General features: G+C 67.4%; 24 protein-coding genes. 13 read left to right on the top strand and 11 right to left on the bottom strand.

Going from position 1 to position 24,702, the window contains the following annotated elements; all coding sequences use genetic code 11:
• Positions 1-101 precede the first annotated feature (101 nt).
• Positions 102-368 carry a LuxR C-terminal-related transcriptional regulator gene (locus SBI80_RS00980; protein ID WP_318972451.1) on the top strand — a complete coding sequence of 89 codons (267 nt, stop codon included), beginning with the start codon at positions 102-104 and terminating at the stop codon, positions 366-368.
• On the opposite strand, the gene SBI80_RS00975 is transcribed toward SBI80_RS00980, so the two are convergent.
• Positions 355-783 carry a very short patch repair endonuclease gene (locus tag SBI80_RS00975; RefSeq protein WP_318972450.1) on the bottom strand — a complete coding sequence of 143 codons (429 nt, stop codon included), beginning with the start codon at positions 781-783 and terminating at the stop codon, positions 355-357. The genes SBI80_RS00980 and SBI80_RS00975 overlap by 14 nt on opposite strands.
• 126 nt (positions 784-909) lie before the next feature.
• Between SBI80_RS00975 and SBI80_RS00970 the strand changes: the two genes are divergently transcribed.
• Genes SBI80_RS00970 through SBI80_RS00950 form a run of 5 tightly spaced genes read left to right on the top strand, consistent with a single transcriptional unit; the run spans position 910 to position 6,058 of the window.
• A complete protein-coding gene (locus SBI80_RS00970) occupies positions 910-2,205 on the top strand; it encodes a DNA cytosine methyltransferase (RefSeq protein ID WP_318972449.1) in 1,296 nt (431 codons plus the stop codon).
• Positions 2,202-3,350: a DNA cytosine methyltransferase gene (locus SBI80_RS00965; RefSeq protein ID WP_318972448.1), complete on the top strand. Its 1,149-nt coding sequence runs from the start codon at positions 2,202-2,204 to the stop codon at positions 3,348-3,350. The genes SBI80_RS00970 and SBI80_RS00965 overlap by 4 nt, the downstream gene beginning before the upstream one ends.
• Positions 3,347-3,721, top strand: a complete 375-nt coding sequence (locus tag SBI80_RS00960) for a hypothetical protein (protein WP_318972447.1) — start codon at positions 3,347-3,349, stop codon at positions 3,719-3,721. Before SBI80_RS00965 ends, SBI80_RS00960 begins: the two co-directional genes overlap by 4 nt.
• Positions 3,714-4,853: an AAA family ATPase gene (locus SBI80_RS00955; RefSeq protein WP_318972446.1), complete on the top strand. Its 1,140-nt coding sequence runs from the start codon at positions 3,714-3,716 to the stop codon at positions 4,851-4,853. The genes SBI80_RS00960 and SBI80_RS00955 overlap by 8 nt, the downstream gene beginning before the upstream one ends.
• Positions 4,814-6,058 (top strand): hypothetical protein, encoded by a 1,245-nt coding sequence (locus SBI80_RS00950; protein ID WP_318972445.1) that lies wholly within the window; start codon positions 4,814-4,816, stop codon positions 6,056-6,058. The genes SBI80_RS00955 and SBI80_RS00950 overlap by 40 nt, the downstream gene beginning before the upstream one ends.
• Positions 6,059-6,064: 6 nt before the next feature.
• On the opposite strand, the gene SBI80_RS00945 is transcribed toward SBI80_RS00950, so the two are convergent.
• Positions 6,065-7,399: a L,D-transpeptidase gene (locus tag SBI80_RS00945; protein WP_318973627.1), complete on the bottom strand. Its 1,335-nt coding sequence runs from the start codon at positions 7,397-7,399 to the stop codon at positions 6,065-6,067.
• A 287-nt stretch (positions 7,400-7,686) separates the two neighbouring features.
• Between SBI80_RS00945 and SBI80_RS00940 the strand changes: the two genes are divergently transcribed.
• Positions 7,687-8,652: an esterase family protein gene (locus SBI80_RS00940; protein WP_318972443.1), complete on the top strand. Its 966-nt coding sequence runs from the start codon at positions 7,687-7,689 to the stop codon at positions 8,650-8,652.
• Here the strand turns inward: SBI80_RS00940 and SBI80_RS00935 are convergent.
• Complete coding sequence (locus SBI80_RS00935; RefSeq protein ID WP_318972441.1) at positions 8,649-9,557, bottom strand: NYN domain-containing protein; 909 nt, start codon at positions 9,555-9,557, stop codon at positions 8,649-8,651. The genes SBI80_RS00940 and SBI80_RS00935 overlap by 4 nt on opposite strands.
• A 271-nt stretch (positions 9,558-9,828) precedes the next feature.
• Here SBI80_RS00935 and SBI80_RS00930 point away from each other — a divergent pair, with 271 nt between their 5' ends.
• Both SBI80_RS00930 and SBI80_RS00925 read left to right on the top strand, forming a co-directional pair.
• A complete protein-coding gene (locus tag SBI80_RS00930; protein WP_318972439.1) occupies positions 9,829-10,761 on the top strand; it encodes a cyclopropane mycolic acid synthase family methyltransferase in 933 nt (310 codons plus the stop codon).
• 93 nt (positions 10,762-10,854) lie between these two features.
• Positions 10,855-11,739 (top strand): cyclopropane mycolic acid synthase family methyltransferase, encoded by an 885-nt coding sequence (locus tag SBI80_RS00925; protein WP_318972437.1) that lies wholly within the window; start codon positions 10,855-10,857, stop codon positions 11,737-11,739.
• Here the strand turns inward: SBI80_RS00925 and SBI80_RS00920 are convergent.
• From SBI80_RS00920 to SBI80_RS00885, 8 genes are all read right to left on the bottom strand, one after another.
• Positions 11,715-13,622: an MMPL family transporter gene (locus SBI80_RS00920; protein WP_318972436.1), complete on the bottom strand. Its 1,908-nt coding sequence runs from the start codon at positions 13,620-13,622 to the stop codon at positions 11,715-11,717. The genes SBI80_RS00925 and SBI80_RS00920 overlap by 25 nt on opposite strands.
• Positions 13,607-14,752, bottom strand: coding sequence for a glycosyltransferase (locus tag SBI80_RS00915; RefSeq protein WP_318972435.1), 1,146 nt, complete (start codon positions 14,750-14,752; stop codon positions 13,607-13,609). The genes SBI80_RS00920 and SBI80_RS00915 overlap by 16 nt, the downstream gene beginning before the upstream one ends.
• Positions 14,749-15,726, bottom strand: a complete 978-nt coding sequence (locus SBI80_RS00910; protein ID WP_318972434.1) for a GDP-mannose 4,6-dehydratase — start codon at positions 15,724-15,726, stop codon at positions 14,749-14,751. Before SBI80_RS00910 ends, SBI80_RS00915 begins: the two co-directional genes overlap by 4 nt.
• A 1,312-nt stretch (positions 15,727-17,038) precedes the next feature.
• Positions 17,039-18,289, bottom strand: a complete 1,251-nt coding sequence (locus tag SBI80_RS00905) for a KasA/KasB family beta-ketoacyl-ACP synthase (RefSeq protein WP_318972433.1) — start codon at positions 18,287-18,289, stop codon at positions 17,039-17,041.
• A gap of 97 nt (positions 18,290-18,386) precedes the next feature.
• Positions 18,387-19,580, bottom strand: coding sequence for a DUF1501 domain-containing protein (locus SBI80_RS00900; RefSeq protein ID WP_318972432.1), 1,194 nt, complete (start codon positions 19,578-19,580; stop codon positions 18,387-18,389).
• A gap of 11 nt (positions 19,581-19,591) precedes the next feature.
• Entirely contained in the window at positions 19,592-20,905 is a 1,314-nt protein-coding gene (locus tag SBI80_RS00895) for a DUF1800 domain-containing protein (protein ID WP_318972430.1), read from the bottom strand.
• A gap of 58 nt (positions 20,906-20,963) precedes the next feature.
• Positions 20,964-21,392 carry a nitroreductase family deazaflavin-dependent oxidoreductase gene (locus SBI80_RS00890; RefSeq protein WP_318972428.1) on the bottom strand — a complete coding sequence of 143 codons (429 nt, stop codon included), beginning with the start codon at positions 21,390-21,392 and terminating at the stop codon, positions 20,964-20,966.
• 45 nt (positions 21,393-21,437) lie between these two features.
• Positions 21,438-22,268 carry a formate/nitrite transporter family protein gene (locus SBI80_RS00885; RefSeq protein WP_318972427.1) on the bottom strand — a complete coding sequence of 277 codons (831 nt, stop codon included), beginning with the start codon at positions 22,266-22,268 and terminating at the stop codon, positions 21,438-21,440.
• A 133-nt stretch (positions 22,269-22,401) separates the two neighbouring features.
• On the opposite strand from SBI80_RS00885, the gene SBI80_RS00880 reads away from it, so the two are divergent.
• The 4 genes from SBI80_RS00880 (at position 22,402) to SBI80_RS00865 (ending at position 24,657) form a co-directional block, all read left to right on the top strand.
• Positions 22,402-22,713: a WXG100 family type VII secretion target gene (locus tag SBI80_RS00880; protein WP_318972426.1), complete on the top strand. Its 312-nt coding sequence runs from the start codon at positions 22,402-22,404 to the stop codon at positions 22,711-22,713.
• Entirely contained in the window at positions 22,713-22,997 is a 285-nt protein-coding gene (locus SBI80_RS00875; RefSeq protein WP_318972425.1) for a WXG100 family type VII secretion target, read from the top strand. The genes SBI80_RS00880 and SBI80_RS00875 overlap by 1 nt, the downstream gene beginning before the upstream one ends.
• A gap of 119 nt (positions 22,998-23,116) precedes the next feature.
• Complete coding sequence (locus SBI80_RS00870; RefSeq protein ID WP_318972424.1) at positions 23,117-24,262, top strand: WXG100-like domain-containing protein; 1,146 nt, start codon at positions 23,117-23,119, stop codon at positions 24,260-24,262.
• Entirely contained in the window at positions 24,262-24,657 is a 396-nt protein-coding gene (locus tag SBI80_RS00865) for a DUF6188 family protein (RefSeq protein ID WP_318972422.1), read from the top strand. The genes SBI80_RS00870 and SBI80_RS00865 overlap by 1 nt, the downstream gene beginning before the upstream one ends.
• The last annotated feature ends 45 nt before the right edge of the window (positions 24,658-24,702 follow it).

The raw sequence follows: 24,702 nt of genomic DNA, 5'->3' as shown, positions 1-24,702 counted from the left end.
CGTCAATTATCTACGTGACTTCGGGGTCGTCCGAACGGATGATGGTTTCCCAACCAACGCATGGAGGAAACGTTGCTGCTCGCCCCGTCGATACCACTGTCGTGACGGTCATCCTTCCCGACGAAGCCGCAACCACGCGTCGACGCCCCGAGCTCGCGCCGCGCGAGCGGGAGGTGCTCCTGGCGTGGATCTTGAACGACAACAAGGACGACGTCGCGAGGCAACTCGAGATCTCGGCGACCACGGTGCGCACCCACCTGCAGCGCATCCGCGACAAGTACGCCGCGGCTGGCCGCCCGGCCAACACCAAGGCCGCGCTGGTCGCGCGCGCCATCCAGGACGGCCTGGTCGACGTCAACGATCTGTGACGAGCCGCCCGCGGACCACCTCCTCGACGCGCTGAGCCGCGTCGACGGGATCCTCGTGCTCCCAGATCCGGACGCTGACCCAGCCCGCCGCATCGAGTCGCCCGTCGGTGTCGCGGTCGCGGGCTCGGTTCGCCTGCACCTTGTCGGCCCAGAACTTGGCGTTGGCCGACGCGACGGTGTGATGTTCGGGACACCCGTGCCAGAAACAGCCGTCGAGGAAGACCGCGACCTTGGCCCGGGGGAACACCAGGTCCGCGGTACGCCGCACCCCGGCCAGCGGCTTCGCTGAGACGCGGTAGCGCAGCCCCCGAGCATGCACCGCCGAGCGCAGGGCCAACTCGGGTTTGGTATCGCGACTCTTGTTGGATTGCATGCGCGCGCGGGCCTCCGGTGAGGACGCCCACGACTCGGCCATGGACCCACCCTATTGACGGCGCGCCGCCCCGGGTGCCCGCACTTGTCAGAACCGCTGAATACGATTACTCGCGTGATTCGCCGCAGCGCCCGCCTGGGCCGACTCTTCGCAGGTCGCGCGGTATAGATGACCGAGCTGTCGCAGCCATCACCCACCACCGTCGCCCGCCGGCCAGCCGCCGACGCGGGTTTCGAGCGATTCCGCACCCGCAACGGATCCTATGAACGCGTGCTCATTCGGCCCGGCGGCCGCAAGACCACCAGCGTGCTTGCCGAGTATCCGGGCCGCGACGCCAGGCCCACCTCCGCCGACGAGGCCGAGCGCGCCTGGCTTCGAAGTCGGGTGGCGCCACCGTGCGGAGCGGCTCGATCGTCGCTGCGTGTCGTCGACCTGTTCTCCGGCTGCGGGGGCCTGTCGATCGGCCTGGCCGAGGCGGCCCGCGCGCTGAACCGCTCGTTCGAGCCGGTGCTCGCGGTGGACGTCGACGCCGTGGCCGCGCAGACCTACGCCGCGAACTTCCCCACCGCCGCGGCCATCAGCCAGGACGTCACCGAGGTGCTGCCCGGTCGCGTGGGTGGCCGGCTGACCTCCGCCGAACGCCTGTTGACCAAGACGCACGGCGACATCGACGTCCTGGTGGGCGGCCCGCCGTGCCAGGGCCACAGTGACTTCAACAACCACACCCGGCACGCCGACGACAAGAACGAGCTGTACGGCTCCATGGTGCGAGCCGCGGAAGTCCTTGAGCCACAGCACATCCTGATCGAGAACGTGCCGGGCGCACTCAACGACAAGCGGGCCGTCGTGCAGCGCACCGCCGAGGCGCTGGGCACCTTGGGCTACCGCGTCTCCATCGGTGTCGTCGACCTCAGCGAGCTGGGCGTGCCGCAGCGCCGGCGCCGCCTCGTCCTGATGGCCAGCCTGACGCACTCGACCACCCCGGCCGAGGTCGTCGCCAGGCATCGGCGCGAACCACGCGACGTCGCGTGGGCCTTCCAGGACCTGGTGGCGCTGCCCGAGTCGCGACGCGACCGTCTGGTCGACGCGGTCGCCCGCTCGGCACCGGCGACGCGCCAACGCATCGACTACCTCTTCGAGAGCGGCGCCTTCGACCTGCCCGACAGCCAGCGCCCGGCCTGCCACGCCGGCGGCGGCCACAGTTACAAGGCCATCTACGGACGGCTTGCGTGGGACCGCCCGTCGCAGACCATCACCACCGGCTTCTACAGCATGTGCATGGGCCGCTACGTCCATCCGAGCGAACGGCGCACCATCAGCGCTCACGAAGCCGCCCGGCTGCAATACATTCCGGATTGGTTCTCCTTCGACAGCGTCCGGCACCGCACCGCAATCGCCCGAATGATCGGCAACGCGGTGCCGTCGAGGCTGAGCTATGCCGTCGCCCTGGAGTGGTTGCGGTGAAGCGCTCCCGTCTCAAGGTGGCGGGTCTGTTCGCCGGCATCGGCGGCCTCGAGCTGGGCATGGCCGCCAGCGGCCACCACGCGCAGCTGCTGGTCGAGAATGCACCGCCCGCCATGCACGTGCTGCGCCGCCGGTTCCCCGACACCAAGCTCGAGGCCGACGTCCGCGACCTGGCGGCGCTGCCAAGCGATACTGACGTCGTCACGGCCGGATTCCCGTGTCAGGACCTCAGCAGCGTCGGGCGCAAGGTCGGAATCGAGGGCGCCAGAAGCAGTCTCATCGGTGAGGTCCTGCGGTTGCTGCAGCAGGGCGACGTGCCGTGGGTGGTGCTGGAGAACGTGCCATTCCTGATGTCACTCGGCCAAGGTGCAGCGCTCGAACTCGTCACCACCGCATTGACCGAGCTGGGCTACCGGTGGGCCTACCGCGTCGTGGACAGCAACGCCTTCGGGCTGCCGCAACGACGAAACCGGTGGTACCTGGTGGCCTCGCGGACCGGTGATCCGCGCGACGTACTGCTCGCCGACGATCGGGAGAAGCCCTCGGCGGCGGGCGGATACCCCGACGTCGCCTGCGGCTTCTACTGGACCGAGGGGATGCGGGCCTTCGGCTGGGCCGTCGACGGGGTGCCGCCCATCAAGTGCGGGTCGTCGGTCGGGGTGCCGTCACCCCCGGCCATTCGGCTGCCGTCGGGCGGCTACGTCACCCCAGACATTCGCGATGCCGAACGGCTGCAAGGCTTTCCGGCGGACTGGACCGCCCCGGCCGCGGAGGTTGCCAGGACGGGTGAACGCTGGCGCATGGTCGGCAACTCCGTCAGCGTGCCCGTCGCGACGTGGATCGGGAGCCGGCTGGCCAAACCCGGCCGGTACGACGCCACGGGTGACCAACCCCGGACCGGCGCCAAGTGGCCGCGCCGCGGGGCGTGGTCGGACCTCGACGGGGTGGTGCATGCCGCGGACGTCGGCCCTTGGCCGCTGTGGCAGCCGCGGGAATCCCTGGCCGACTTTCTTCGGCATCCGGGCAAGCCGCTGTCCGCCCGCGCCGCCCTTGGCTTCCTGAACCGAACCCGCAAGGGCACCCTGCGCTTCCCGCCGGGGTTCATCGACGAGCTGACGGCCTACGCGGCGAGCGTCGGGGCATGACCGACCTGTTCGGGGCGACCCCGCGCGACGGCATCCTGGCTGCCGTCGTGCACGGAATCCAGGCCAGTCGCAACGACTCCTCGAAGTGGGACCCGCTGTACCAGTGGTTCGCCGACGAGCTCGGCGTCGGCGACGGGCAGCGAGGCGGCCCCGTGATCGGCAAGCTGGTGACCGAGCTCAAGCAGATTGGCAACCGGTGCGACGAGATGGCCAAGTCCAGTCCGGAGTACGCCGTCATCAGTGTGCTGGGCGACGTGACGCCCGACCACGTGCTGTCGGCGATGCGCAAGCGTGGCCGGCTGCCATCGCTGAAGGCCGCGCTGTTCCTTCGCGAATCCACCCCGGTGCGGCTGGTGATCTTCGATGAGTGACGGCACCATCGGACGGTTGCAGGCGATCTTCCCCGAGCTCACCCCGGAACATCACCCCGTGCTGGGCAACGCGCCGGGGTCGGGGGTCAGCACGACCGGCGACGGCGGGCAGGTGCCGTCGGTGATCACCGTGCCCATCGAGATAGATCCGCGCATCGAACGGATGGTCCGACTGGCGATCTTGTCGGCGCCGGCGGTGATCCTGGTGGGTCCGCCCGGTAGCGGCAAGACCACGCTGCTGCGCCAGGTGGTCGACCGCATCGTCGCCGATCCGAAGAGCTTCGGCTTCCAGGTCGGCCCGGCGGGCGTGGAATGGTCTGCTGCCGAGGAGAACTGGTCGACGACGGATCTGGTCGGCGGGCAGACGATCGACGGCAACGAGCTGCGCTTCCGGCCGGGTCGCGTGCTCAGCGCCATCGCCGACGGCAACTGGTTGATCGTCGACGAGGTCAACCGAGCGGACATGGACCGCATCTTCGGCGGCCTGCTGACGTGGCTGAGCGGACAGGACGTCACGCTCGGCACGGTCTCCCCCGCCATCGGGTCGCCGCAGGTGCAACTCGGCTGGTCCACGGGTGCCACCTGCACGGTCGAGAACGAGGCACGCCTGACCGACCCCGCAAGCGGCAGCGGACCCGTGCGCTACGTCGCGGGCACCGAGTGGCGACTGCTGGGCACGTACAACGCGCTGGACGCGCAGCGGGTCTTCCGCTTCGGCCACGCGCTTGGCCGACGATTCCTGCGGGTGCCGATTCCCGCCGCCGACACCGAGAAGTTCCGGACGGCGCTGTTGGCCCAGGACCACGGACTGCCCGAGCCACTGCTGGACGCGATCGTCGCGATCTACTCGGCGCACCTGACGAATTCGATGACCACCCTGGGGCCGGCCCTCTTCCTGCGGATGGCCGACTACATCGCCGCAGGCGTAGGCACCGACGCCGAGCAGCTGACGACCATCACGCACGTCGAGCGGGAACTGCTCGCCGAGGCCTACCTAGTCAACGTCGGCACGTGGCTGCGGGAGATGGAGGACGAGTTGGCGTCGCTTGGCCATGCCATCGTCGAGCAGTACCACGCTCTCAGCCAGGCCGAGTGGGAGTGGGTCGTGGAAATGAGCCACGTATTGTCCTGACCGGGGAAGACGGCCCCGACGTCGCGCTTCCGATCCCCGAGGGTGGGCTCGACCATGTGCTGCGCGCGTGGATCGGCCGGGGCCAGCTGGTCAAGGTGATCAATTCACTTGCCCCAGAGGACCTTCCGCGAGACTGGCGGCCGGAGGACACGCTGCTGCGGGCTGATCTGATGTTGTTCCTCGAGCTGCTCCCGCAGATCGCCCGGCTACCGGGCACTGCCAAGCAGTGGGTGGACCTGCTGCCCGCCCAGTCCCGGCGCCGCCGCACGATCGCCGACGCACCAACCGGCGGCACGTCCTGGGTCGACACCCGGCGGCACTACGGTTGGCCGCCATCGTCGTTCGTCATTCGGCAGCGCGATCGCGTCGCGCACGAACTGCTCGCGATGGCGCTGGCGTGGACCGGCGGCACGGTTCTACGGCTGGCCCGGCGTGCGACGTCGATCGACCCTGCCGCGGCGCAGCCCGTGACCGCCCAGCTCGACGCGCTGGCGCGGATCTTCGAGTCGGGCCTGATCGACCGCGAGGCAGCCGAACCCCGGCCCTCCGAACTGGCAGCCGTGGCCCGCGAGGGCGCGGCCTGGCGGCGGCTGGTCGACGTGGCGCGAAGCATCAGGGCCGCAAGTGAACCCGTCCTCGCCGCCGAGCTGCTGCTGCCGGTGCCCGAGATGCGGCCGACGCTGTTTCAGCTGGCGGTGCTCGGCGAGCTGCTGCGGGCCCTGCAATCGGCGGGCGCCTCGATCCTAGGCACGTCCCCGTTGAGCTTCGTCGGCGGCCGCGAGCAGTTCCACGTCACGCTGGGAGGCCGGGTGTGGCACCTGTGGATGGAGGCCGGTGGCAGCTGGCGACGCTACGGCGCCGAGTCGCGGTACCGGTCGCTTGCGACCGCGCTGCGCAGCCAAACCCGGCCATTGGCACCGGATCTCATGCTCGTCCTGCCCGATGAGGCGGCGTTCGTGCTCGAATGCAAGTACTCGGCCAATGCCGACTACGTCGGGCGCACCGGGCTGGCGCAGACGCTGCTGTACCTGACCGACGTCGGCACGACGATGGCACCCGTGGTCGAAGGCGTCGTCGTCGCGCCGGACGGGGTCATCGGCGAGCCGACATCGACGGACACGCCCGTCGGGCGGCTCGGTCTGGCATCACCGTCGGCCGGTGTCGCGCGGGCGGTGGCCTTCATGCACGAGGCGGCGCGCGGGTGACGGGCCCTAGGTGAGCTTGCTGCCCTGCTTCCACTGATCCCAGGGAATGGTCCAGTCGCCGTTCTGCCACAGCTGCAGCGGCGGGCCACCGGTGTTCTTCACCTCGACCACGTCACCGGGCACCGCGAAGTTGAAGAACCACTGGGCGTTCTCGCCGTTGAGGTTCAAGCAGCCGTGCGAGGTGTCGGTGTTGCCCTGGGCCCACACCGTCGAGTTCAGCTGGTGCAGGTAGATGCCGTCGATGCTGATGCGGGTCGCATACGAGATGGACTCCTTGTAGCCGAGCCGCGAATCGATCGGCAGACCGAAGGTCGAGGAATCCATCACCACCGGGTTCGCCTTGTCGAGCACGGTGTACACCCCGGGCGGAGTGAAGAACGACAACGTCCGGCCGGCGATCTCCTGCGTGCCGCCCATGCCCATCGACGTCGGCATGGTGCGCACCAGTTTGCCGTTGTCGAAGACGCTGACTTGCTTGGTGACGTCGTCGGCAATCGAGACGTGCGCATCTCCGATCTTGAAGGAGACGTGCTCGTCCTCGGCGCCGTACAGGCCGTCACCGAGCGGGGTGCCGTACAGGTTGGCGTTGACGCTGACCGTCGTCCCGGGGGCGTAGTACTTCTCGGGGCGCCAGTGCGCGTTCTGATCGTCGACCCAATACCACGATCCGGGAACCGGTGGGTTGGTGGTGACCGACAGGTGGCGCTCGGCGTTGGCCTTGTTGTCGATCGGCTCGTCGAAGTGCGCGACCACGACGGTGCCGATGCCGTAGGTGGCACCGTCCTCGAGGATGTCGCCCCCGGCGCGGTCGAGGTAGACCTGCGTCTGGCTGCTCGGCGACACCGTGGAGAAACTGGAGACCTCACGCGTCGGCATGCCGCTGGGCCCGCGGGCCACGATCGTCATCTTGTAGGTGCGGTCATAACCGAGCTGACTCGTCGGCTTCCACACAGTGCCGTCGGGGGTGAGGACGCCCGGGATGACCTTGCCGCTGTCGTTGGTCATCGTGACGTCGGTGATGGTGCCACTGGTCGCGGTGACGAGCACCGGACCGGCCGGGTTGACGTCGTCGGATGCAGGGGCCGGGATGACCGCCAGAGCGGCGGGCGTCGAGGTCGGCACGGGCGGGGGTACCGCCTCGGCCAGGTTGCGCGGTGCGGCCAGCACCTGGCAACCGTGCACACACCGGTCGGATCCGCTCACCAGGACACCACCCAGTACGGCCAAGACCGCGAAGGACGCGGCCAACCAAGCCCCACGGGCACGACGAGTAGACGTCAACAAGACTCCATTGATCTTCAGCACCGGAACGAGACCCAATCGTAGGGGGTCGCGGGCCATCCTTCGCAACGGACGCTCCTGCATGTGCCACGTTCGTGATCGGGCCGTTCTCCAGGCGTGCAGGACGGACGTCACGGTTGCGTCAGATGTTTCCTCATGACGCCGTGAACAGCGCGAACACGTCTTCCGTCAACCTGTTTCGGCTTCACCGAACATTGACAGGTGTGAGCCTGGGTAACGCGTGGCATCCCTCATAGCGAATAACCGAACGACGGTGGAACCGTCGGCTGCTTGCAGCTGGGGGCAACCGAACCACGAGATCCCCTTCGACGATTGGCGCACGAACAATGACACTCGTTCACAGAATCCAGCGCGCCGGGCGCCGGCTCGGGGTCGCGCTGGTCGCGGCCGCGGTGCTGCCCGGCCTGATCGGCGTCGTCGGCGGCTCGGCAACCGCACAGGCCTACTCCCGTGCCGGTCTGCCGGTCGAGGACCTGATGGTCCCCTCGGCGGCGATGGGCCGCAACGTCCTGGTCCGATTCCAGCCGGGTGGGTCGCACGCGGTGTACCTGCTCGACGGCCTGCGCGCCCGCGACGACAACAGCGGCTGGGACATCGAGACCAATGCGTTCGAGAAGTTCTACCAGTCGGGCGTCTCGGTGGTGATGCCCGTCGGTGGCATGTCCAGCTTCTACACCAACTGGGAGCAACCGGCCGTCGGCAACGGCCAAACGCAGACCTACAACTGGGAGACGTTCCTGACCTCCGAGCTGCCGGCCTGGCTCTCGGCCAACAAGGGCATCTCACCGTCAGGAAACGCCGTGGTCGGACTCTCGATGTCCGGCAGTGCAGCGCTGATCCTGGCTGCCTACCACCCGGGTCAGTTCGCCTACGCGGGCTCGCTGTCGGGCTTCGAGCACCTCTCCGACGGGATCTGGCCGACGCTGGTCGGCTTCTCCATGCGCGACGCCGGCGGATTCGACGCAGGGGCCATGTGGGGACCCGGCGGCGGGCCCGACTGGCAGCGCAACGACCCGACCCTGCAGGCCGGCCGCATCGCCTCCAACGGCACCCGCATCTACGTCTACACCGGCAACGGGCAGCCCAGCGACCTCGGCGGCGGCGATCTGCCCGCCACGTTCCTCGAGGGTCTGACCAAGGACAGCAACGTGGCGTTCCAGAACGCCTACACCGGCGCGGGTGGGCGCAACGCGACGTTCAACTTCCCGCCCAACGGCACGCACAGCTGGCCGTACTGGAGCGCTCAGCTCGATGCCATGAAGCCGGGCATCGTCCAGACGCTCGGCGGCTAGCTGGCGCTCTTCAACCGCACCATCCGCGTCGTCGAGCTCTCGTCGAGCTCGACGACGTCGGAGCGGGAGCGCAGGAAGTCGCTGAAGGACCTGAAACCCAGCGACTTCTCGCTGAACGACGGATCCATCCGCTTCATCTGCGCCTTCACCGCCGAGTTGTGCAGCCACTCGACGTCGTCCTTCTCCAGCCCGATGCGCAGGGCCCGCTCGAGCAGGCCCGTCGCCGCGGCCTGCGGATCGGGCACCTCGGGCTCCTCCTCGACGACCTGCGGGCGGGTGGCCCGCCGGCGCGGGGCGCGCTTCTTGGGTTCGGGCTCGGGCTCGTCCTCCTTGGCCTCGGGCTCGGCGGTGGGCTCGAATACCGGCACGCCGGGCAGCGCGTCGTAGATGAGGAAGTCATCGCACGCAGCGGCCAACGATCGGCTCGACGAGCCAGCCACCCCGATGCCGACGACGTAACGCCCCAGCCGCTTGCACCGCTGGGCCAGGGCGATGTAGTCCGAGTCGCCGGCGACGATCACCACGTGAGTCAGGTCGGGCAGGCGGAACATGTCCTCCACGGCATCGACCGCCAACCGGATGTCGGCGCCGTTCTTGCCGTAGGCGGCCGCCGGGAAGAGCTGCACCAGGTCTACGGCGCGGCTGACCAGCTGCCCGCGGTAGCCGGCATTGACGTCCGCCGACCAGTCGGCGTATGCCCGGGTCAGCACCAGCGTGCCGAACGACGAGGCGAAGTCGATGATCGCCCCGACGTCGACCGTCGCACGCTCCAGGCGGTCGACCTCGAGCCCCTTGGTCTTGTCGCGCTGGAAGGAATTGCGCCCGTTCACCTGGTCGTATCGCGAGATCACGATGTTGTCGAAGTCGAGATAGACGGCGACGCGGGTGTCCTCACGTTCTGTCATGTCGACAAGTGTGTGCCGTCGGGCGCCGGCGAGTCACGCTGGGTCGCCGTTTGCGACCGGGCATCGATCCGCTAGGGCGATCTCAGCAATTGACCCGCCGCAGCCGGGCAAACCAGACCCTCGTGCGCTGCCCGCGCTGGCGAATCGCTGCTCCACCAGAGTCCCGGAACCTTCACGCGGACGGAGGTAGGGTCGTTGTGCCGGCGTGGTGAAGAAGACGCTGCTGGAAACGGCCATGACAGAAGAATCTCGATAGCCGACAGGTTGGTTCATGAATTCCTCGAACGAGATCCACACCCCGTCACCTGCGCAGTCCAAGTGGCTGTCCAAGTCTGCTTCGCAGACGCGCGGATCGGACAAGAAGGAAGTCCAGTTCCACTACGACATCTCGAACGACTTCTTCAAACTGTGGCAAGACCCGAACCAGGTGTACAGCTGCGCGTACTTCGAGCGCGACGACATGACGCTCGAGCAAGCCCAGATGGCGAAGATCGACCTCTCGCTCGGCAAGCTCGGCCTGGAGCCGGGGATGACACTTCTCGACATCGGCTGCGGCTGGGGCGCGACCATCATGCGGGCCGTCGAGAAGTACGACGTCAACGTCATCGGTTTGACGCTGTCGGAGAACCAGAAGCAGCACATCGAGAAGCACTGGTTCGCCAACTCCACCAGTGACCGCAAGATGGAGGTCCGCCTGCAGCCGTGGGAGGACTTCACCGGCAAGGTCGACCGCATCGTCTCGATCGGCGCCTTCGAGCACTTCGGTTTCAACAAGTACGACGACTACTTCAAGAACACCTTCGACTGGCTGCCCGATGACGGCGTGCAGATGCTGCACACCATCACCATTCCCGAGGATGAGGAGATCAAGGCCAAGAAGCTGCCGCTGACCATGTCCCGGGTGCGGTTCATCAAGTTCATCATGGACGAGATCTACCCCGGTGGCCGTCTGCCGCTGGCATCGATGGTCACCGAGCACGCGGTCAAGGCCGGATACACCGTGACCCGCGAGCAGCACTTGCAGCCGCACTACGTCAAGACGCTCGACACGTGGGCGGCCAACCTCGAGGCCAAGAAGGACGAGGCCATCGAGATCACTTCAGAGGAGATCTACGAGCGGTTCCTGAAGTACCTGACCGGCTGCGCCGATCTGTTCCGGGAGGGTTACACCGACGTCGTCCAGTTCACCTGCGAGAAGGCCTAATTGACGACGGTGTAGTGTTTTAGCTTAAACATGCTAACTAAATAGGGTCGCAGCGTCGGTCGTGCGGCCCGCCGGATGGAAGGTCAGTCGGGGATGGCTGAGAGCACGGTTGACACCAAGGCAATGGAGCCCCACTTCGAGGAGGTCCAGGCGCACTACGACCTGTCCGACGACTTCTTCGGCACGTTCCAGGACCCGTCCCGCACCTACAGCTGTGCGTACTTCGAGCGCGACGACATGACGCTCGAGGAGGCACAGGTCGCCAAGATCGACCTGGCGCTGGGCAAGCTGGACCTCCGACCCGGCATGACGCTGCTCGACATCGGCTGCGGCTGGGGTTCGGTGCTCAAGCGGGCGGTCGAAGAGCACGACGTCAACGTCGTCGGCCTGACGTTGAGCAAGAACCAGAACGCCTATGCGCAGGCGCTTCTCGACGATCTGGACACCGAACGCACCCGCCGGGTGCTGCTGCGCGGCTGGGAACAGTTCGACGAGCCCGTCGATCGCATCATCAGCCTCGAGGCCATCGAGGCGTTTCCGCAGGAGCGGTACGCGCCGTTCTTCAAGCGGTGCAGCAGCATCCTGCCCGACGACGGGCGCATGGTGTTGCAGGCGATCCTCGGCCACCCTCTGAAGAAGTGGCCCGAGCTCGGCATCCCCGTCACGATGACCGATCTGCGGTTCATGCGATTCATCGCCAAGGAGATCTTCCCCGGCGGATCGGTGCCCGGTGACGAGCAAATCGTGGCCCTGGCAACGGAATCCGGGTTCACGGTCGAGCAGAAGCAGCTCCTCGACGAGCACTACGTGCGCACGCTCGACATGTGGGCCGCCGCGCTGGAGGAACACCACGACGAAGCGGTGGCCGCCACATCCGAAGAGGTCTACCAGCGCTACATGAAGTACCTGACCGGGTGCAGCGACTTCTTCAAGCGCCGCGTCAGCGAGCTGGGTCAGTACACGCTCGTCAGGAGCTGACCGCGCCGCTGCCGCCACACCGTCGCGGCGGGTATCAACAGCAGCCGTACGAAGACCACGTCGACGATCAGCCCGATCGCGGTCGCCACGCAGAGCATCCTCACGACGATGTCGGGGTCGATGGCGAACGCGAGGAGGATCGCGGTCGCGAAGACGGCACCGGGCAGGACGACTCGGATCGCGGAACGGTCCGCGGCGGTGAAGGCCTCGTAGGTCGTCGCAGATGCGAGGATCATGACGACGGCCAGCGCGACCGCCCACGTCGACATCGGGACCGCCGCGGGTAGGTCGAGGAGGCTTGCGCCCCAACCCCATTGGACCACCGCGACGAGGATGCCGTAAGTGGCGGTCAGGCCGAGCAGCTTCGCCGCTGCGGCCAGAACGGCCGCGACGGGATCGCGAAACGCAACGACCATGGCGACGCCCGCCAACGCCACCATCCCCAGGATCGCGGGCCACAGCCGGTGCTCCAGTCTGGCCGCCGCGGCGGCGAAGTACGGCGTGACGCCGACGAGGCGGGCGCCCTCGGGTACGGCGGCCCGCAGATCACCCAACGCTTCGACGGTCGCGGCGTCGGGCGGTGCGGTGCGCGCCTCGACGGTGACGATCTCACCCGGGCGCGCATCGTCGACCTCGGGATCGGAGACGTAGGCGAAGGCGTCGGTGGCGCGCAGCGTGGCGACCACCGCGGCGGCCGGCATCCCGGCATCGAGCACGACGGTGATCGGACCGTTGGCTCCGGGACCGAATTCCGTTGCGGCCAAGTCGTGTGCGCGACGGATGGTGTCGGCAGTGGACCAGCTGCCCGCGCTGCGCGGCCAGGTCCGCAGATCGAGGACGGGGGCGGAGAGCAGTGCCAGCACGAGCACCGTCACCATTGCGGTGGCAACGGGGTGGTCGGCGACCGGGTTGCGACGAGGTGCTGGTTCGTCGGTCCTGCCCTTGCGGAACCACCGGCCGCACAGCCGGTGCCCGGCCAGGGCACCCACTGCCGGCATGATCGTGACCGCCGTCGCCACCAGGCAGACGACCACGGCACCAACGGCGAGAGCCATCGTGGAAACCATTGGCAAGGGCAGGAACTGGAGACCGACGAGGCAGGCCACCACCGCTCCGCCGGCGATGACGATGTGGCGGGCCGCACCAGCACCGGCCCTGACCGCCGCGGTGCGTGCGGCCCCGTCGGTGCGGAACTCCTGCCGGAACCGGTGCAGGAAGTGCAGGACGTAGTCGGCGCTGAGCGCAATTCCGACGAGAGCGGCGACGTAAGGCGCGATGGTGGCCGTCGGGCCGAGGCCAGCGAGCACGACGACGAGCCCGAGTCCGGTTCCGATGCCGACGATGGCGACCAAGAGGTAGCCGACGATAGCGCTGACCGAGCCCAACAGCAGGAACAGCAGCGCAAAGGCAAGTAGCGCAGCCACCTTCTCGGCGGTCGGCCCGTCGGGCGTGTAGTTCTCCGGCACCTCCCCACCGATCTCGACGGCGGTTCCATCGGCGCGGATGGGGGACACGGCGCGCTCCAACGCGTCGCGGCCCTGCGGACCCGCAAACGCGGTCACCGGCAGCCGGTAGTGGACGGCGATCAGCGCGGTGTCGCCGTCGCCGGAGATCCGCGGCGGCGATACCCACCACACCTCGGCGATGTCCTGCAGGCGCCCTCGAAGCGCTTGCAGCTCAGCAGGGTTCAGCGATGCCGAAGGGCGGTGCACGATGACACGCGCGTCGGCGGGCGCGCCGGGGTCGTTGACGTCGCCACGTGGCGCCGCACCGATCGTGACCGCGACGCCCAAAGCCAGTGCCAGGACGCCGATCCACGCCGCGAGCACGCGCCACGGGTGCGTCGCGCACCACGATCCCAGACGGCTCAGGTCGACGACCATCGGGCGGCGCCAACACTTAGCAGCTCCTGCACGCTGCGCTGCGGCCGGCCGTCGCCCCAATGCAGCCGGTTGCGCTCGTAGAGGTCGTGACCGGCCGCCACCGCGGCCGGACGGTCGAGCAGCAGGCGCCGGCACTGGGCGATCAGCGCGTCATCGTCGTCGTAGGTGGCCAGCCCGAACAGCGGTCCGTGGGAACCGATGGCGGCCGTCGTGCCGACCACGGGCAGGCCGCGGCTGGCGGCCTCGAGCAGTTTGGCCCGCACCCCTCCCCCGGTCCTGATCGGCGCCATCAGACCTCGGCACGTGCCGAGGAACGCCGGCAGATCGGGTACGAAGCCGACGTCGTGAACGCCGGTGGGGTAGCTGGGGTCCTTGGCGCCTGGCTTCTTCTCCCCGACCACCCACAGCTCGGCGTCGGGGATGCCCGCCGAGATTCGCGGCCACAGTTCGAGCGACTTCAGAAAGCCCTCCTGATTGGGTGGCCAATCGCGGCGGCCGAAGAAGACCAGCCGACGACCGGTCGCGGAGATGTCCAGCTGGGATTCGGGGGGGAACGTCAGATCCATCCAGCGCGCCGCGGGCACCTCACGGTCGCGATAGAACTGGGCCTCGTCCGCGTCGTAGGTGCCGACGGCGTCGGCGGCGCGTGCGACGCGCACCTCGTCGCGCAGGATGCGAGGGGCCTCTACGCGGCCCAACACGCCGCGGGTGGCCAGCCACACCTGGGACTCGGTGTTGATGGTGTTGACGATCAACGGCGTGGCACCGTGTTTCCGGCTGCGCAGGAACGTCTCCGCCATGTAGCTGTGTTCGGCCACGAAGACGTCGGCGTCGGCGGCCTCGATGGCCGGCAGCAGCGCATCGACGTCGAAGCGCTCGTGGACCAGGCTGCGCCGCGATCGCACGGATCCTCGCAGCAGCCGAGCGGGTGCGACGGTGGGCTTGGGCACCCGCACCAATTCCCGGCAGCCCGCCGGCAATTGGCCGTCGGTCCCATCGTTGGCAGCCAGGCAGATGGCCGAGACGTCGAAGGCTTGGGCGGCCAGTTGCATCATCACCCGCGACGTGGCCAGGTCGCCCCCGTGCTCGCGCACCGGGTCCTTCGCGAGCAGGAAGCACACCCGCGTCATGCAGCCTCGCGCTCGATGTCGCTGCGCACCATCATCTCGACGAGTTCTGGGAAGGCCACCGTCGGCTTCCAGCCCAGCATGGCGCGCGCCTTGCTCGCGTCGCCGACCAGCTGATCGACTTCCGCGGGCCGGATGAACTGCTCGTCGACCTCCACGTACGGGGTCCAGTCCTCGATGCCGACGACGCCGAACGCGAGGTCCAGGAAGTCGGTGACGGAGTGCGTCTGCCCGGTGGCGATGACGTAGTCGTCGGGCTCGTCCTGCTGCAACATGAGGTACATCGCCTCGACGTAGTCGCCGGCGAAACCCCAGTCGCGTTCCGCCATGACGTTGCCCAGCTGCAGGCGCTCCTGGCGGCCGAGCGAGATCCTGGCCACCGCGCGCGAGATCTTCCGGGTGACGAATTCGGTTCCGCGGCGTGGTGATTCGTGGTTGAAGAGGATTCCGCAGCTGGCGTGCAGGCCGTAGGACTCCCGGTAGTTCACCGTCATGTGGTGCCCATAGGCCTTGGCCACGCCGTAGGGCGATCGCGGCCAGAGCATGGTGGTCTCGCGCTGGGGCACCTCGCGGACGTGCCCGAACATCTCGGCACTCGAAGCCTGATACATCCGCACCGGATTGCCCGTCGTGTCCTGGTGCAGCCGAACGGCTTCCAGCACGTTGAGCACCCCACCGCCGGTGACGTCGGTGGTCAGTCTGGCATTGGGCCAGGAGTGTCCGACGTAGGTAACCGCCCCCAGGTTGTAGACCTCGTCGGGCTGCGCCAGCGAAACGGCTCGGATGAGGCTCGGCAGATCGGTCACGTCGCCGCTGATGCGACGCACCTCAGGCAGCTCTCGACGGAGGATGTCCTCCTTCGGGTTGTTCTGCCCGCGCACCACGCCGAAGACCTCGTAGCCCTGGCCGAGCAACAACTCGGCCAGGTACATACCGTCCTGTCCGGTGATCCCGGTGATCAGCGCCGACTTAGTCATCTTGGCTCATCCTCGATCGCTCCAGCCTTCGCGTAGGGAATTCAGTCGGTGACCGCGCATGCGCACGACGTCGAATGCATTTGCCTCAGTCGCTGACGTTATCCGATGGCCGAACCCTGCGCCAGCCACATCACGACGGAATGCCAATTTGCCAGAAACGGCATCGATAATGGCATATTGGACGCAATGACCGAGACCGGAGAAAACCCCGTAGCATCGCGGTAAACCGGTCTCAAGTGCTACTTCGGCCGCGATGACCGACTCAATTGATATGAATTCCACAGGTCTGGATGCGCGCCAAGGGAGCCGTTGAGTGTTGCTACTTTCGATTGCTGTGTGATCCCTTTGGTGAAACTCCCATTGCCGTTGCGAGGCCAGTTGTGGCAATCTTGGGCGCCGCTTCGCCGGTGTATGAATTGGCAAACGCGCAGAGGAAGTCGTCAGCTGCCCATCGATTGCGGGCCACGACGGCCAGACCTGCCCTTGGGCGCTCGTCGCGGGCGACGGCCGGACTGAAGGACGGGCCCAGGACGCAACGTCAAGACGGTAGCTGGCCGACGATCGGGCCCGACCGTGGCTCGTGTCGGCGACGTAGCCCACGACCACCGCGGCCGCCGCGCCACGGTTGATCTTGAACATTGCTGACGATCGGACACCATCGCCGCAGGCCGTATTCGACGCCGGCCGTTGACGATCAGATTCGGCCATCCAGTCGCTCGTCGGCCGCCCACTTGGGCGCGGCGTGCATATCTCCGTCCGCCGTCGCGACATGCGCACCTCCTTCCCCTCTCGCCGGGAAAGCCCAACCGATGTCAGCTAATACACAGAGTGGGCTTGTCCCTTTGCCTTGGCTTGCGACGTTAGCGGACATCACCAAGCGACACCAGGAGGTTGGGGCCTTAGATTCGATTTGCCATGGAATGCCGAACCTTGACCCATCACCCACAGGCGGGCGCCGGAGACCCGCACGAATTATCACGTATTGACACGCTGAACAGCTAATTCAGCATCGGCGAGGTGTCGTCAATGTGTTCGTCGCAAGATCAACGAATAACATCAGTTCAGTTGCTGAACGATGCCGCATCGACCTTATCGCCAGGCTTCGAGCCCGCTTCGATCTACGATTGCCCGAAAGATCTTGAATTCCTCGATAGCAACGTCTTGATGTTATTCGCCGAGCAGCGAGCGACGCAGCAGGTGGCCTCACGCGGAGCCAACTCTGCCACGCCGGCCGTCCGCACCGAACGCGTCGTACCCCCGCGAACTTCACGGAACGGTCTGTGCACCAACGATTTCGACGAAGTCGTCGCGGTCAGGCGGCGCCGAACACCAGCGCGACGTTGTATCCGCCGAAGCCGAAGCAGTCGGTCAGCGCGTAGCGGTACTCCCCGCGGCGGGGTGCGCCCGCCACGACGTCGAGGTCGATCTCCGGATCGAGGTCGTGCAGATTCAGCGTCGGGGGCACCACCTGATCGCGCAAGGCCTGCACCGTCACCAGCCCATCGAGGGCGCCCGTGGCACCCCAGGAATGCCCAAGGGCGCCCCGCGGGCCGTAGACCGCGGGTCGATGCCCGTCGAAGACCTGGTCCAATGCCCTGGCCTCGGCGAGGTCACCGGGCCCGGTGCCGGGGGCGTGCGCGGTGACCAGATCGACGGCGTCTGGTTCCACACCGGCCAGCTCCAATGCGCGGGCCACGGCGCGGGCGGCAGAGTCACCCGTCGGATCGGGGGCGACGTCGTCGTAGGCGTCGGAGGTGATGGCGGCCCCCATCAGCCGCGCGAGGATGGTGGCCCCGCGGGCCTTGGCGTGCTCCTCGGTCTCGATCAACATGAGGGCGCCGCCCTCGCTGAACACGGTGCCGTCGCGATGGGCGTCGAAGGGCCGGCAGGCACCTGCGGGGTCGTCGTTGTTGGTGGAGAGCAGACCGAGGTTGTTGTACGCGGCGATGGGCACGGCGGCGAGCCAGGTGTCGATGCCCCCGCAGATGGCGAAGTCGGCGTCGCCAAAGACGATGGCGCGCCATGCTTCTGCGATCGCGGCCGCGCCGGAGGAGTCGGCCATTAGCGGAGTGACGATGCCAGCCTTGGCCTTGCGTTCCAGCCCGATGGCGGCGGCCGGCGAGTTGGGCATGTACATCTGGATGGCCAGTGGCGAGACGGCGCGCAGGCCCTTCTCCTTGAACGTGTCGTACTGGTTGACGATTTCCTCGGAGGTGCCCAGGGCCAGCCCGATGGAGACCATCAACCGGGTGGTGTCCATGTCACCGAGTTCGTTCTGCTCCCACAGTCGGCGGCTGAGGATAGTGGTCATCTTCTGCAAGTAGGACAACCGGCGCAGTTCCACGCGGTTGAGGTGATGGTCGAAGTCCTCGAGCAGCGGGCCACCGATGCGGACGGGCAGCCGGAACTCGTCGACGAACGGCAGCTCGAGGGGACGGATGCCGCTGCGGCCTTCGAGCAGGTGGCCCCAGGTCTCCTCGGCGTCGGTCGCCAACGACGTGGTGGACGTGACCGCCGTGACCACGACGTTGGGGAAACCCGCCCCCGTCCTCAACGTTGTCATGTCGTTTCGATTCCCCGATTGCGTGCGTTGACTCCCCACAATTTTACCGTCGGCACCCCGGCGGCCGGCCCGATGGGGCCAGTGGGGTGGACGTGATCTAGAGAAACCCCAGATCAGTCCGCCCGAAGCCGACCGAGGGCACGGGATCGGTTCCGATGGTGTGCACCAGCAGGCCGTGGTAGACGTCGCGAAAGTCGATGGTGGTCTTGAGGTCTCCGTCGTCCAGGTCGGTCAGGCTCGGCTCGTCGCCGTAGAACCCACCCTTCACAGGTGCACCGGCGACGAACACCGGCCCCGCGGTGCCGTGATCGGTGCCCTGTGAGGCGTTGGCAGCCACCCGTCGACCGAACTCCGAATACGCCATCACGACGAGGTTCTTGCCCCGGGGGTCGGTGGCCATGCCGGCCAGGAACGGCACCAGTGCTTCATCGAGTGTCTGCAGCAACCGCTGCTGAGTGCCACGCTCGTCGGCGTGGGTGTCGAACCCACCGAGCTGCACCATGTACACCCGCGTCGGAACACCCGCCTTGACGCAGGTGGCCACGGTGTTCAGCTGGTCGGCCAAGGGATTGCGTTGGCCGCCTTGCCCGCCGGACGGTGCCGCCTTCAGCGAACCGAACGCGCGGTCGGCGGTCTGGGTGGCGCGGTAGGCGCTGCACACCATTGACATCGCTGGGGTGTCGTGCGGGTCGTCGGCGCCGAGCGCCGCGAAGGTGGCCTCGAGGTGCGCGGGCGACGGGCCGGTGGCTGACAGGGCCGCCGCGGTGGTCTTCGCGCCGACCGCCAGCGGTGGCAGCACCGCCCCGACGTTGACGGCGCGCAGAGGATCGTCACCGGAGGCGTCCAGCCAGCGGCCGATCCAACCGGTCGAGACCGGCTCGGCGGGTGATGCGGTCTGCCAGATGTCCATCGACCGAAAGTGGCTGTGGTCGGGCTTGGGGTAGCTGACGCCGCGCACGATCGCGAGCGTGCCGTCTCGCCAGGACTGCGCCATCCCCTTCATCGCGGGGTTGAGGCCGAGGTCGTCGTCGAGGTGCAACACCTTTTCCGGGGCATAGGCCAGTTCGGGGCGCGCATCGTGATAAGCGTTGTTGGAGTATGGGATTAGGGTGTTGATGCCGTCGTTGCCGCCGTAGAGGGTGACGATGACCAGGATGCCGCTGCCGTCGGCCAGCGGGTGGTCGCGTGCCGCCGTCAGCAGGTCAGGCCAGGTGATCGCAGCGGCACCGGAGAGCAGCCCGGCCGTGCCGATGCTGGCGGCGAGGAACGTACGGCGGTTCAGTTTGGTCATGGCGTATCTCGTTACGAGGTTAGGTATTCGGGGGTATTCACCGCGGCGGCGAGCAGCTGTGGCGGGTCCTTGGCGAGTGGCGCGAGCGCCGCGGCGGAGCGGTCGGTCCAGGCGCCGACGCCGATGAGGAAGCCGGTGGCGTCGAGGCGGTCCCGAACGGAGGCCTGGTCGATGGTGGACAGGTCGGCGGCCTTGGCCAGTGCGGTGGCGGTCCGGAGCCGCACGCCCGCGGTCGCGGTGGACAGCCAGGGTTGGCCGTGCGGCCAGCCGCCGACGTCGGGAGGATAGAACGGCTGTTGCCCCAAGGTCTTCAAGGCCGTGACGACGGTCTTGGCGTTGGCTCCAGAGTCGACGGCGACGTTCAGCGAGCGCAGGACGCCGACGAGCCATTCGACGGGTGTGCTGACGACGGTGTTGGTGCTGCCGAGGAATTCGGGGTCGGTCAGGATGGACTTGGTGAGCGCCGCGAGGTTGCGCTGGGAACCGTAGGCGGTGACGGCCCGGTCCAGCGCGGCGGGTGAGGGACCGGCGTCGGTGGCGAGCTGCTGCCAGAGTCGGCCGGCGACGTATCGCGCCGAATTGGGCTGGGCGAGAACGATGTCGCAGTAGTCGTCGGCACCGAGGTTGCCGGTGACACCGAGCAGCGTCTTCTGGGCGGCGTCGTGACGTTTGGCGACGAGCCGGGTACTCCCGGTGCGATCGATGGTCCAGCCAGTCAGTGCCCTCGCCCCCTGGCGGACGTCGTCCTCGGTGTAGCCGTTGCCATGCCCGAGGGCGAACAGCTCCATGAACTCCCGCGAGAGGTTCTCGTTGGCGGCCTTGGCGGTGTTGCTCTGTCCGTCGAGCCAGCGCAGCATGGCGGCGTCGGTCAGCATCGCGAAGGCCAGCGTGCGGAAGTCACCGAGGCTTAACGTGCGCAACTTCTGGTTCTGCGCGGCCATGTAGGAGGCGACGCGGACCTTCGCGGCGGAGGTGGCGAAGTGGTTGTGCCACAGCAGGGTCAGCTTCTCGTGCAGCGGTTGGTGCACGGCGACCATGCGGCGGACCCACCAGCTCGACAGCTGCGCCGCATCCTCGGCGAGCATCTGGTTGTACTGCACGCGCGCGGCCCGAGTGGCCGTCCTCCCTGGCGCTGGCGGAGGCGCGGACCACTGCGGCATCGGGGTGGCCAGCGCACCGGGGTCGCGCTCGGGGTCCGCGGCCAGGACCTGGTCGAGGTAGGCAGACAGATCCTGGCCCGCGACCGCGTCGATCTGCGTTCCGGTGGCACCGAACCCGGCGCGGCGCAGTACGCGAGCCGTGGTCATCCACTGCGGGGACTGCATGCCACCACTATCGGCAGCGTTGCTGGAAGCGGGCTGGAGAACGGGTGGCGGCTCGCCGTCAGCCGTCGGTCAGTGAGAAGACCGGGATCACGCGGTCGGTCTTCTTCTGGTACTCGCCGAACCCGGGGGCACGCTCGACGATGAGGTCGTAGATGCGATCACGCTCGTCGCGTGGCAGTTCGTGCGCGACGGCGTCGCGTATCGGGTCGGCGCCGATCTCGACCTTGACGGTGGGGTGGGCACGCAGGTTGAACACCCAGCCGGGGCTGGCATCGCGGCCGGCGGCCGAACCGACGACGTAGACGGTGCCGTCGATGTCGAAGTATCCGATCAGATTCTCGCGGGGCTCGCCGCTCTTGGCGCCGGTCGAGGTCAAGATCAGCAGCGGAAAGCCCTCGAACTGTCCACCCACCTTGCCGTCGTTGGCGCGGAATTCGGCGATGTTGCGTGCGTTGAAATCCCGTTCGGAGGTCAATTCGTCGGCCATGGGTCCATGGTGGCAGCCCGGCGGCCCGGCGGGTGCGGAAAACCGTCAGCGAACCGGGGTCGAGGACTGTGCGTCGGCGCGTTCGTCCTTGAGCCGGTCCTTGCTGCGGATGAGGCGCAGCAGTGTCACCAAGGCCAGGCCGCCCACGACGTTGGCGAGCACGGTGTAGCCGAACCAGGCCAGCCAATCGAGGTAGCCGAACGGCGCGTCACCGGAAATCAGCGCGCCGAAGATCAGCAGCGAGTCGAGGATGGAGTGGAACATCTGCAGCCCGGCGAGCAGGAAGGCGCCCGCGACCGCGGCGGCGATCTTGGCGGGCATCGAATCGGTGCCGTGCTGCATGCGCGTCATCAACGTGATGGTCATGCCGCCGAGCAGTGCGAGCGCCACCGACTCCGCGTTCAGCGGTGCCTCGACGAAGTGCCGAGCCGACTCGATCGTCTGCGCACGCAACTTCGGGAAGCCCGTCATGATCAGCCACATGATGAGCCAGCCGCCGGCCAGGTTCGCCAGCAGAGTGCCGCTCCAGAGCTTGAGCAGCTGGCCCACGCTGGCGCGTTTGGCGACCACGGTGGTGACGGGTACCAGGAAGCCCTCGGTGAACAGTTCGCTGCGGCCCAGCAGCAGCGCCAGGAATCCGACCGAGAACGCCAGACCCGCGAGCAGCGGGTTGTGCGTCGCGCTCAGCACCGACAGGTAGGCGAGCACACCGAGCGCGACCTCGGTGCCGCCGAAGAAGCCGGTGGTGAGCACCTCGCGCCACGGCCGGTGCAGCCGTTGCGTGCCCTCCCCGATCATCCGGTTGAAGGCGTCTTCCAGCTCGTCTTCGATGGGACTGTCGGATTCGCCGAGATCGCGCTGATCGGTTTCGGGCATCACGGTCTATTACCCGTGTTTGCGCAGTTCACGCTCCGGTTGATCGAGGTCACTGGCGCCATTTGATGCGAAAGACCCCACCACCGGAGCGCTTAGGCTCGACTGGAGAACCGCCGCGACCGTCTAGGAAGCCATGGATCAACTAAGAGTAGACAGCGACGAGGCCTACAACACATCGCTTGCACTGAGCAACGACGCCGAGGATCTCCGCGAAGAACTCGAGACGTTGGAACGGCAGTGGGACAACCTGTCCCGCGGCTGGTCGGGATCCGCGTCGACGGCCTACTCGTCGATTTGGGCGGAATGGCATGAAGGCGCCGCCACCTTGGTCGACGCGCTCGCACGGTCATCCCGCAGCCTCGGGGTTGCCGCCGTCCACTATGCCGAGCAGGACGGCGAATCCGCTGCCGCCGTGAACGCTACGACGCTCGACCTGGGGTTGTGATGCGCTACCGGGTCGAACTCGACGAATTACTCGCCTTCGCCGACCGCCTCCAGGCCTTCGAACGTCGCGCGGAGGCCATCGCGACTCAGGTCGACGAGCGGGTCGCCAGACTGCACGCGACGTGGTCTGGTGCGGCGTCCAATGCCCACCGCGCGCAGCACGACGAGTGGATGGCAAGCGCGTCGCAAATGGGGGAGGCGTTGGCCCAGCTGCGGGACGCAGCACACGGCGCGCATCGCAACTACACCGACGCTGCACAGCGCAACCTGGACATGCTGACTTGACCGAGCAGGACGTCGATCCCGACACCTATTACGCGGTGGGTCGGGGACTGTTCGAGAAGGCCAGCAAGCTGTACGACGCGTTCAACGTCAACGTCACCATCCTCGGTGGGACCGGATCAATGGCCGGCACCGACGACGCCGGTACGGCGTGGGCAACGTCGTACGACGAGCGCGCCGGGGAAGTGCTCGGCGCCGCCAACGACCTAATCAAGGCGATGGAGAACTACGGCGGAGTCATCATCCAGGCCGGCTACAACCATGCCGTCGCGGAACACGATGCCACGCCGGGCAATCGGGGCCCGGCGCCGTCCAAGCCACCCGAGCCTGCCGGCGTCGCCGCCTCGCTGACGGCGCCCCCATCCGCGGGCGGGTCGGGTCACGGTCTGCTCGACGGCGCGATCGGCTTGGTGGAGCAGATCGGCGTGCCGGTACCCGACGGGGACACCGACAAGATCTCCAAGGCTGCAGACGCCTGGGACCGCATGGCCACGGTGTACCAGACCAAGACGATCGTCGAGGGATTGGGCGTCGACGCGCGTACCTTTCGAGATACGAAGTCACCCGAGGTCGACTACATCGTGCGAGACCTCCAGGAGTTGCACGACGCGGCCGCCGCACTCCTGGAATGCTGTGCGGAACTCGCGCAATCCTGCCGCGACTACAAGTCGGCTCTCGACGATCTTCGCGATCAACTCGAGGGCATGCTCGAAGATCTGGCGATCGAGCTGGCCGTGACGGCGACGATCGCCATTGCGGCGTCGTTCGTCTCGTTCGGCGCCGGCGCGGTGGCGGGGACGGCCAAGGCAGCACAATCGATCACCAAGTACGCGCGCATCATCGCCGAGGCCATCGGCGCGTGGAAGATCACGAAGAACATCAGCAAGGGTGTCAAGCGTGTCGAGGACATCGTCGGGCTGCGAAAGAAGCTGGAGCGCCTCAAGAATTTGGGGCGGAAGGGTAAGCCGGAAGAGAGTCCCAAGTCGCCACCGGTGACTAACCCACCCGGCGTACCTCCGGGATGGACAGCGCGACCTGCCGACAACGGCATGGGAACCGTGTATCAGCAGCCTGGAGCGGTAGGCAACAGTAATTCTGTGCGAGTGATGGAACCTGGAGCTGATCCCAGATACCCGAATGGCTACGTCAGGTTCACCAACGAGCACAATCAACCCATCAACCTCGATGGGAAGCCCGGTACGAGGGCTGACACGCACATTCCTCGTAACCCTGACGGCTCGTATCCAGTACCGAAAGGCTGGCCGTAATGGATCTTGGACTCTGTGGAAAACGGCTCGAATCAGTAGAACCCGGATACACGCTGATTCTCCGGCTCTCCGATCTCTACGTGATTGCCATCTCGTCGCCGTTGACGATCGAGCTGGGCGGCAAGAGCATCCGCCTATCGCCCGAAGACGATCCCGAAGAATTGTTCGGACCCCTACAAGGGCTCGTTGGACAGGAAATCGATGTGGCCAACACTGACCCCGACGGAGCGCTCAACGTGAGTTTCGACGGTGGCGGGCGCGTTCGGGTCGAACCGGACCCCGCCTACGAAGCGTGGAACGTCTCCGGCCCCGGTGGAACGTTGGTGGTCAGCACGCCCGGAGGCAAACTGGCGATCTGGAGCGCAGAGAACGCCGATGGGCGAACGGAGGACTGACGCTGAGGGCGGCGACGTACTAATCGTGTTCACCGGCGTGCTCGA

The organism is Mycolicibacterium sichuanense, assembly GCF_033741125.1.
Lineage (GTDB): Bacteria > Actinomycetota > Actinomycetes > Mycobacteriales > Mycobacteriaceae > Mycobacterium.
This window is presented reverse-complemented; position numbering and strand designations above follow the sequence as displayed.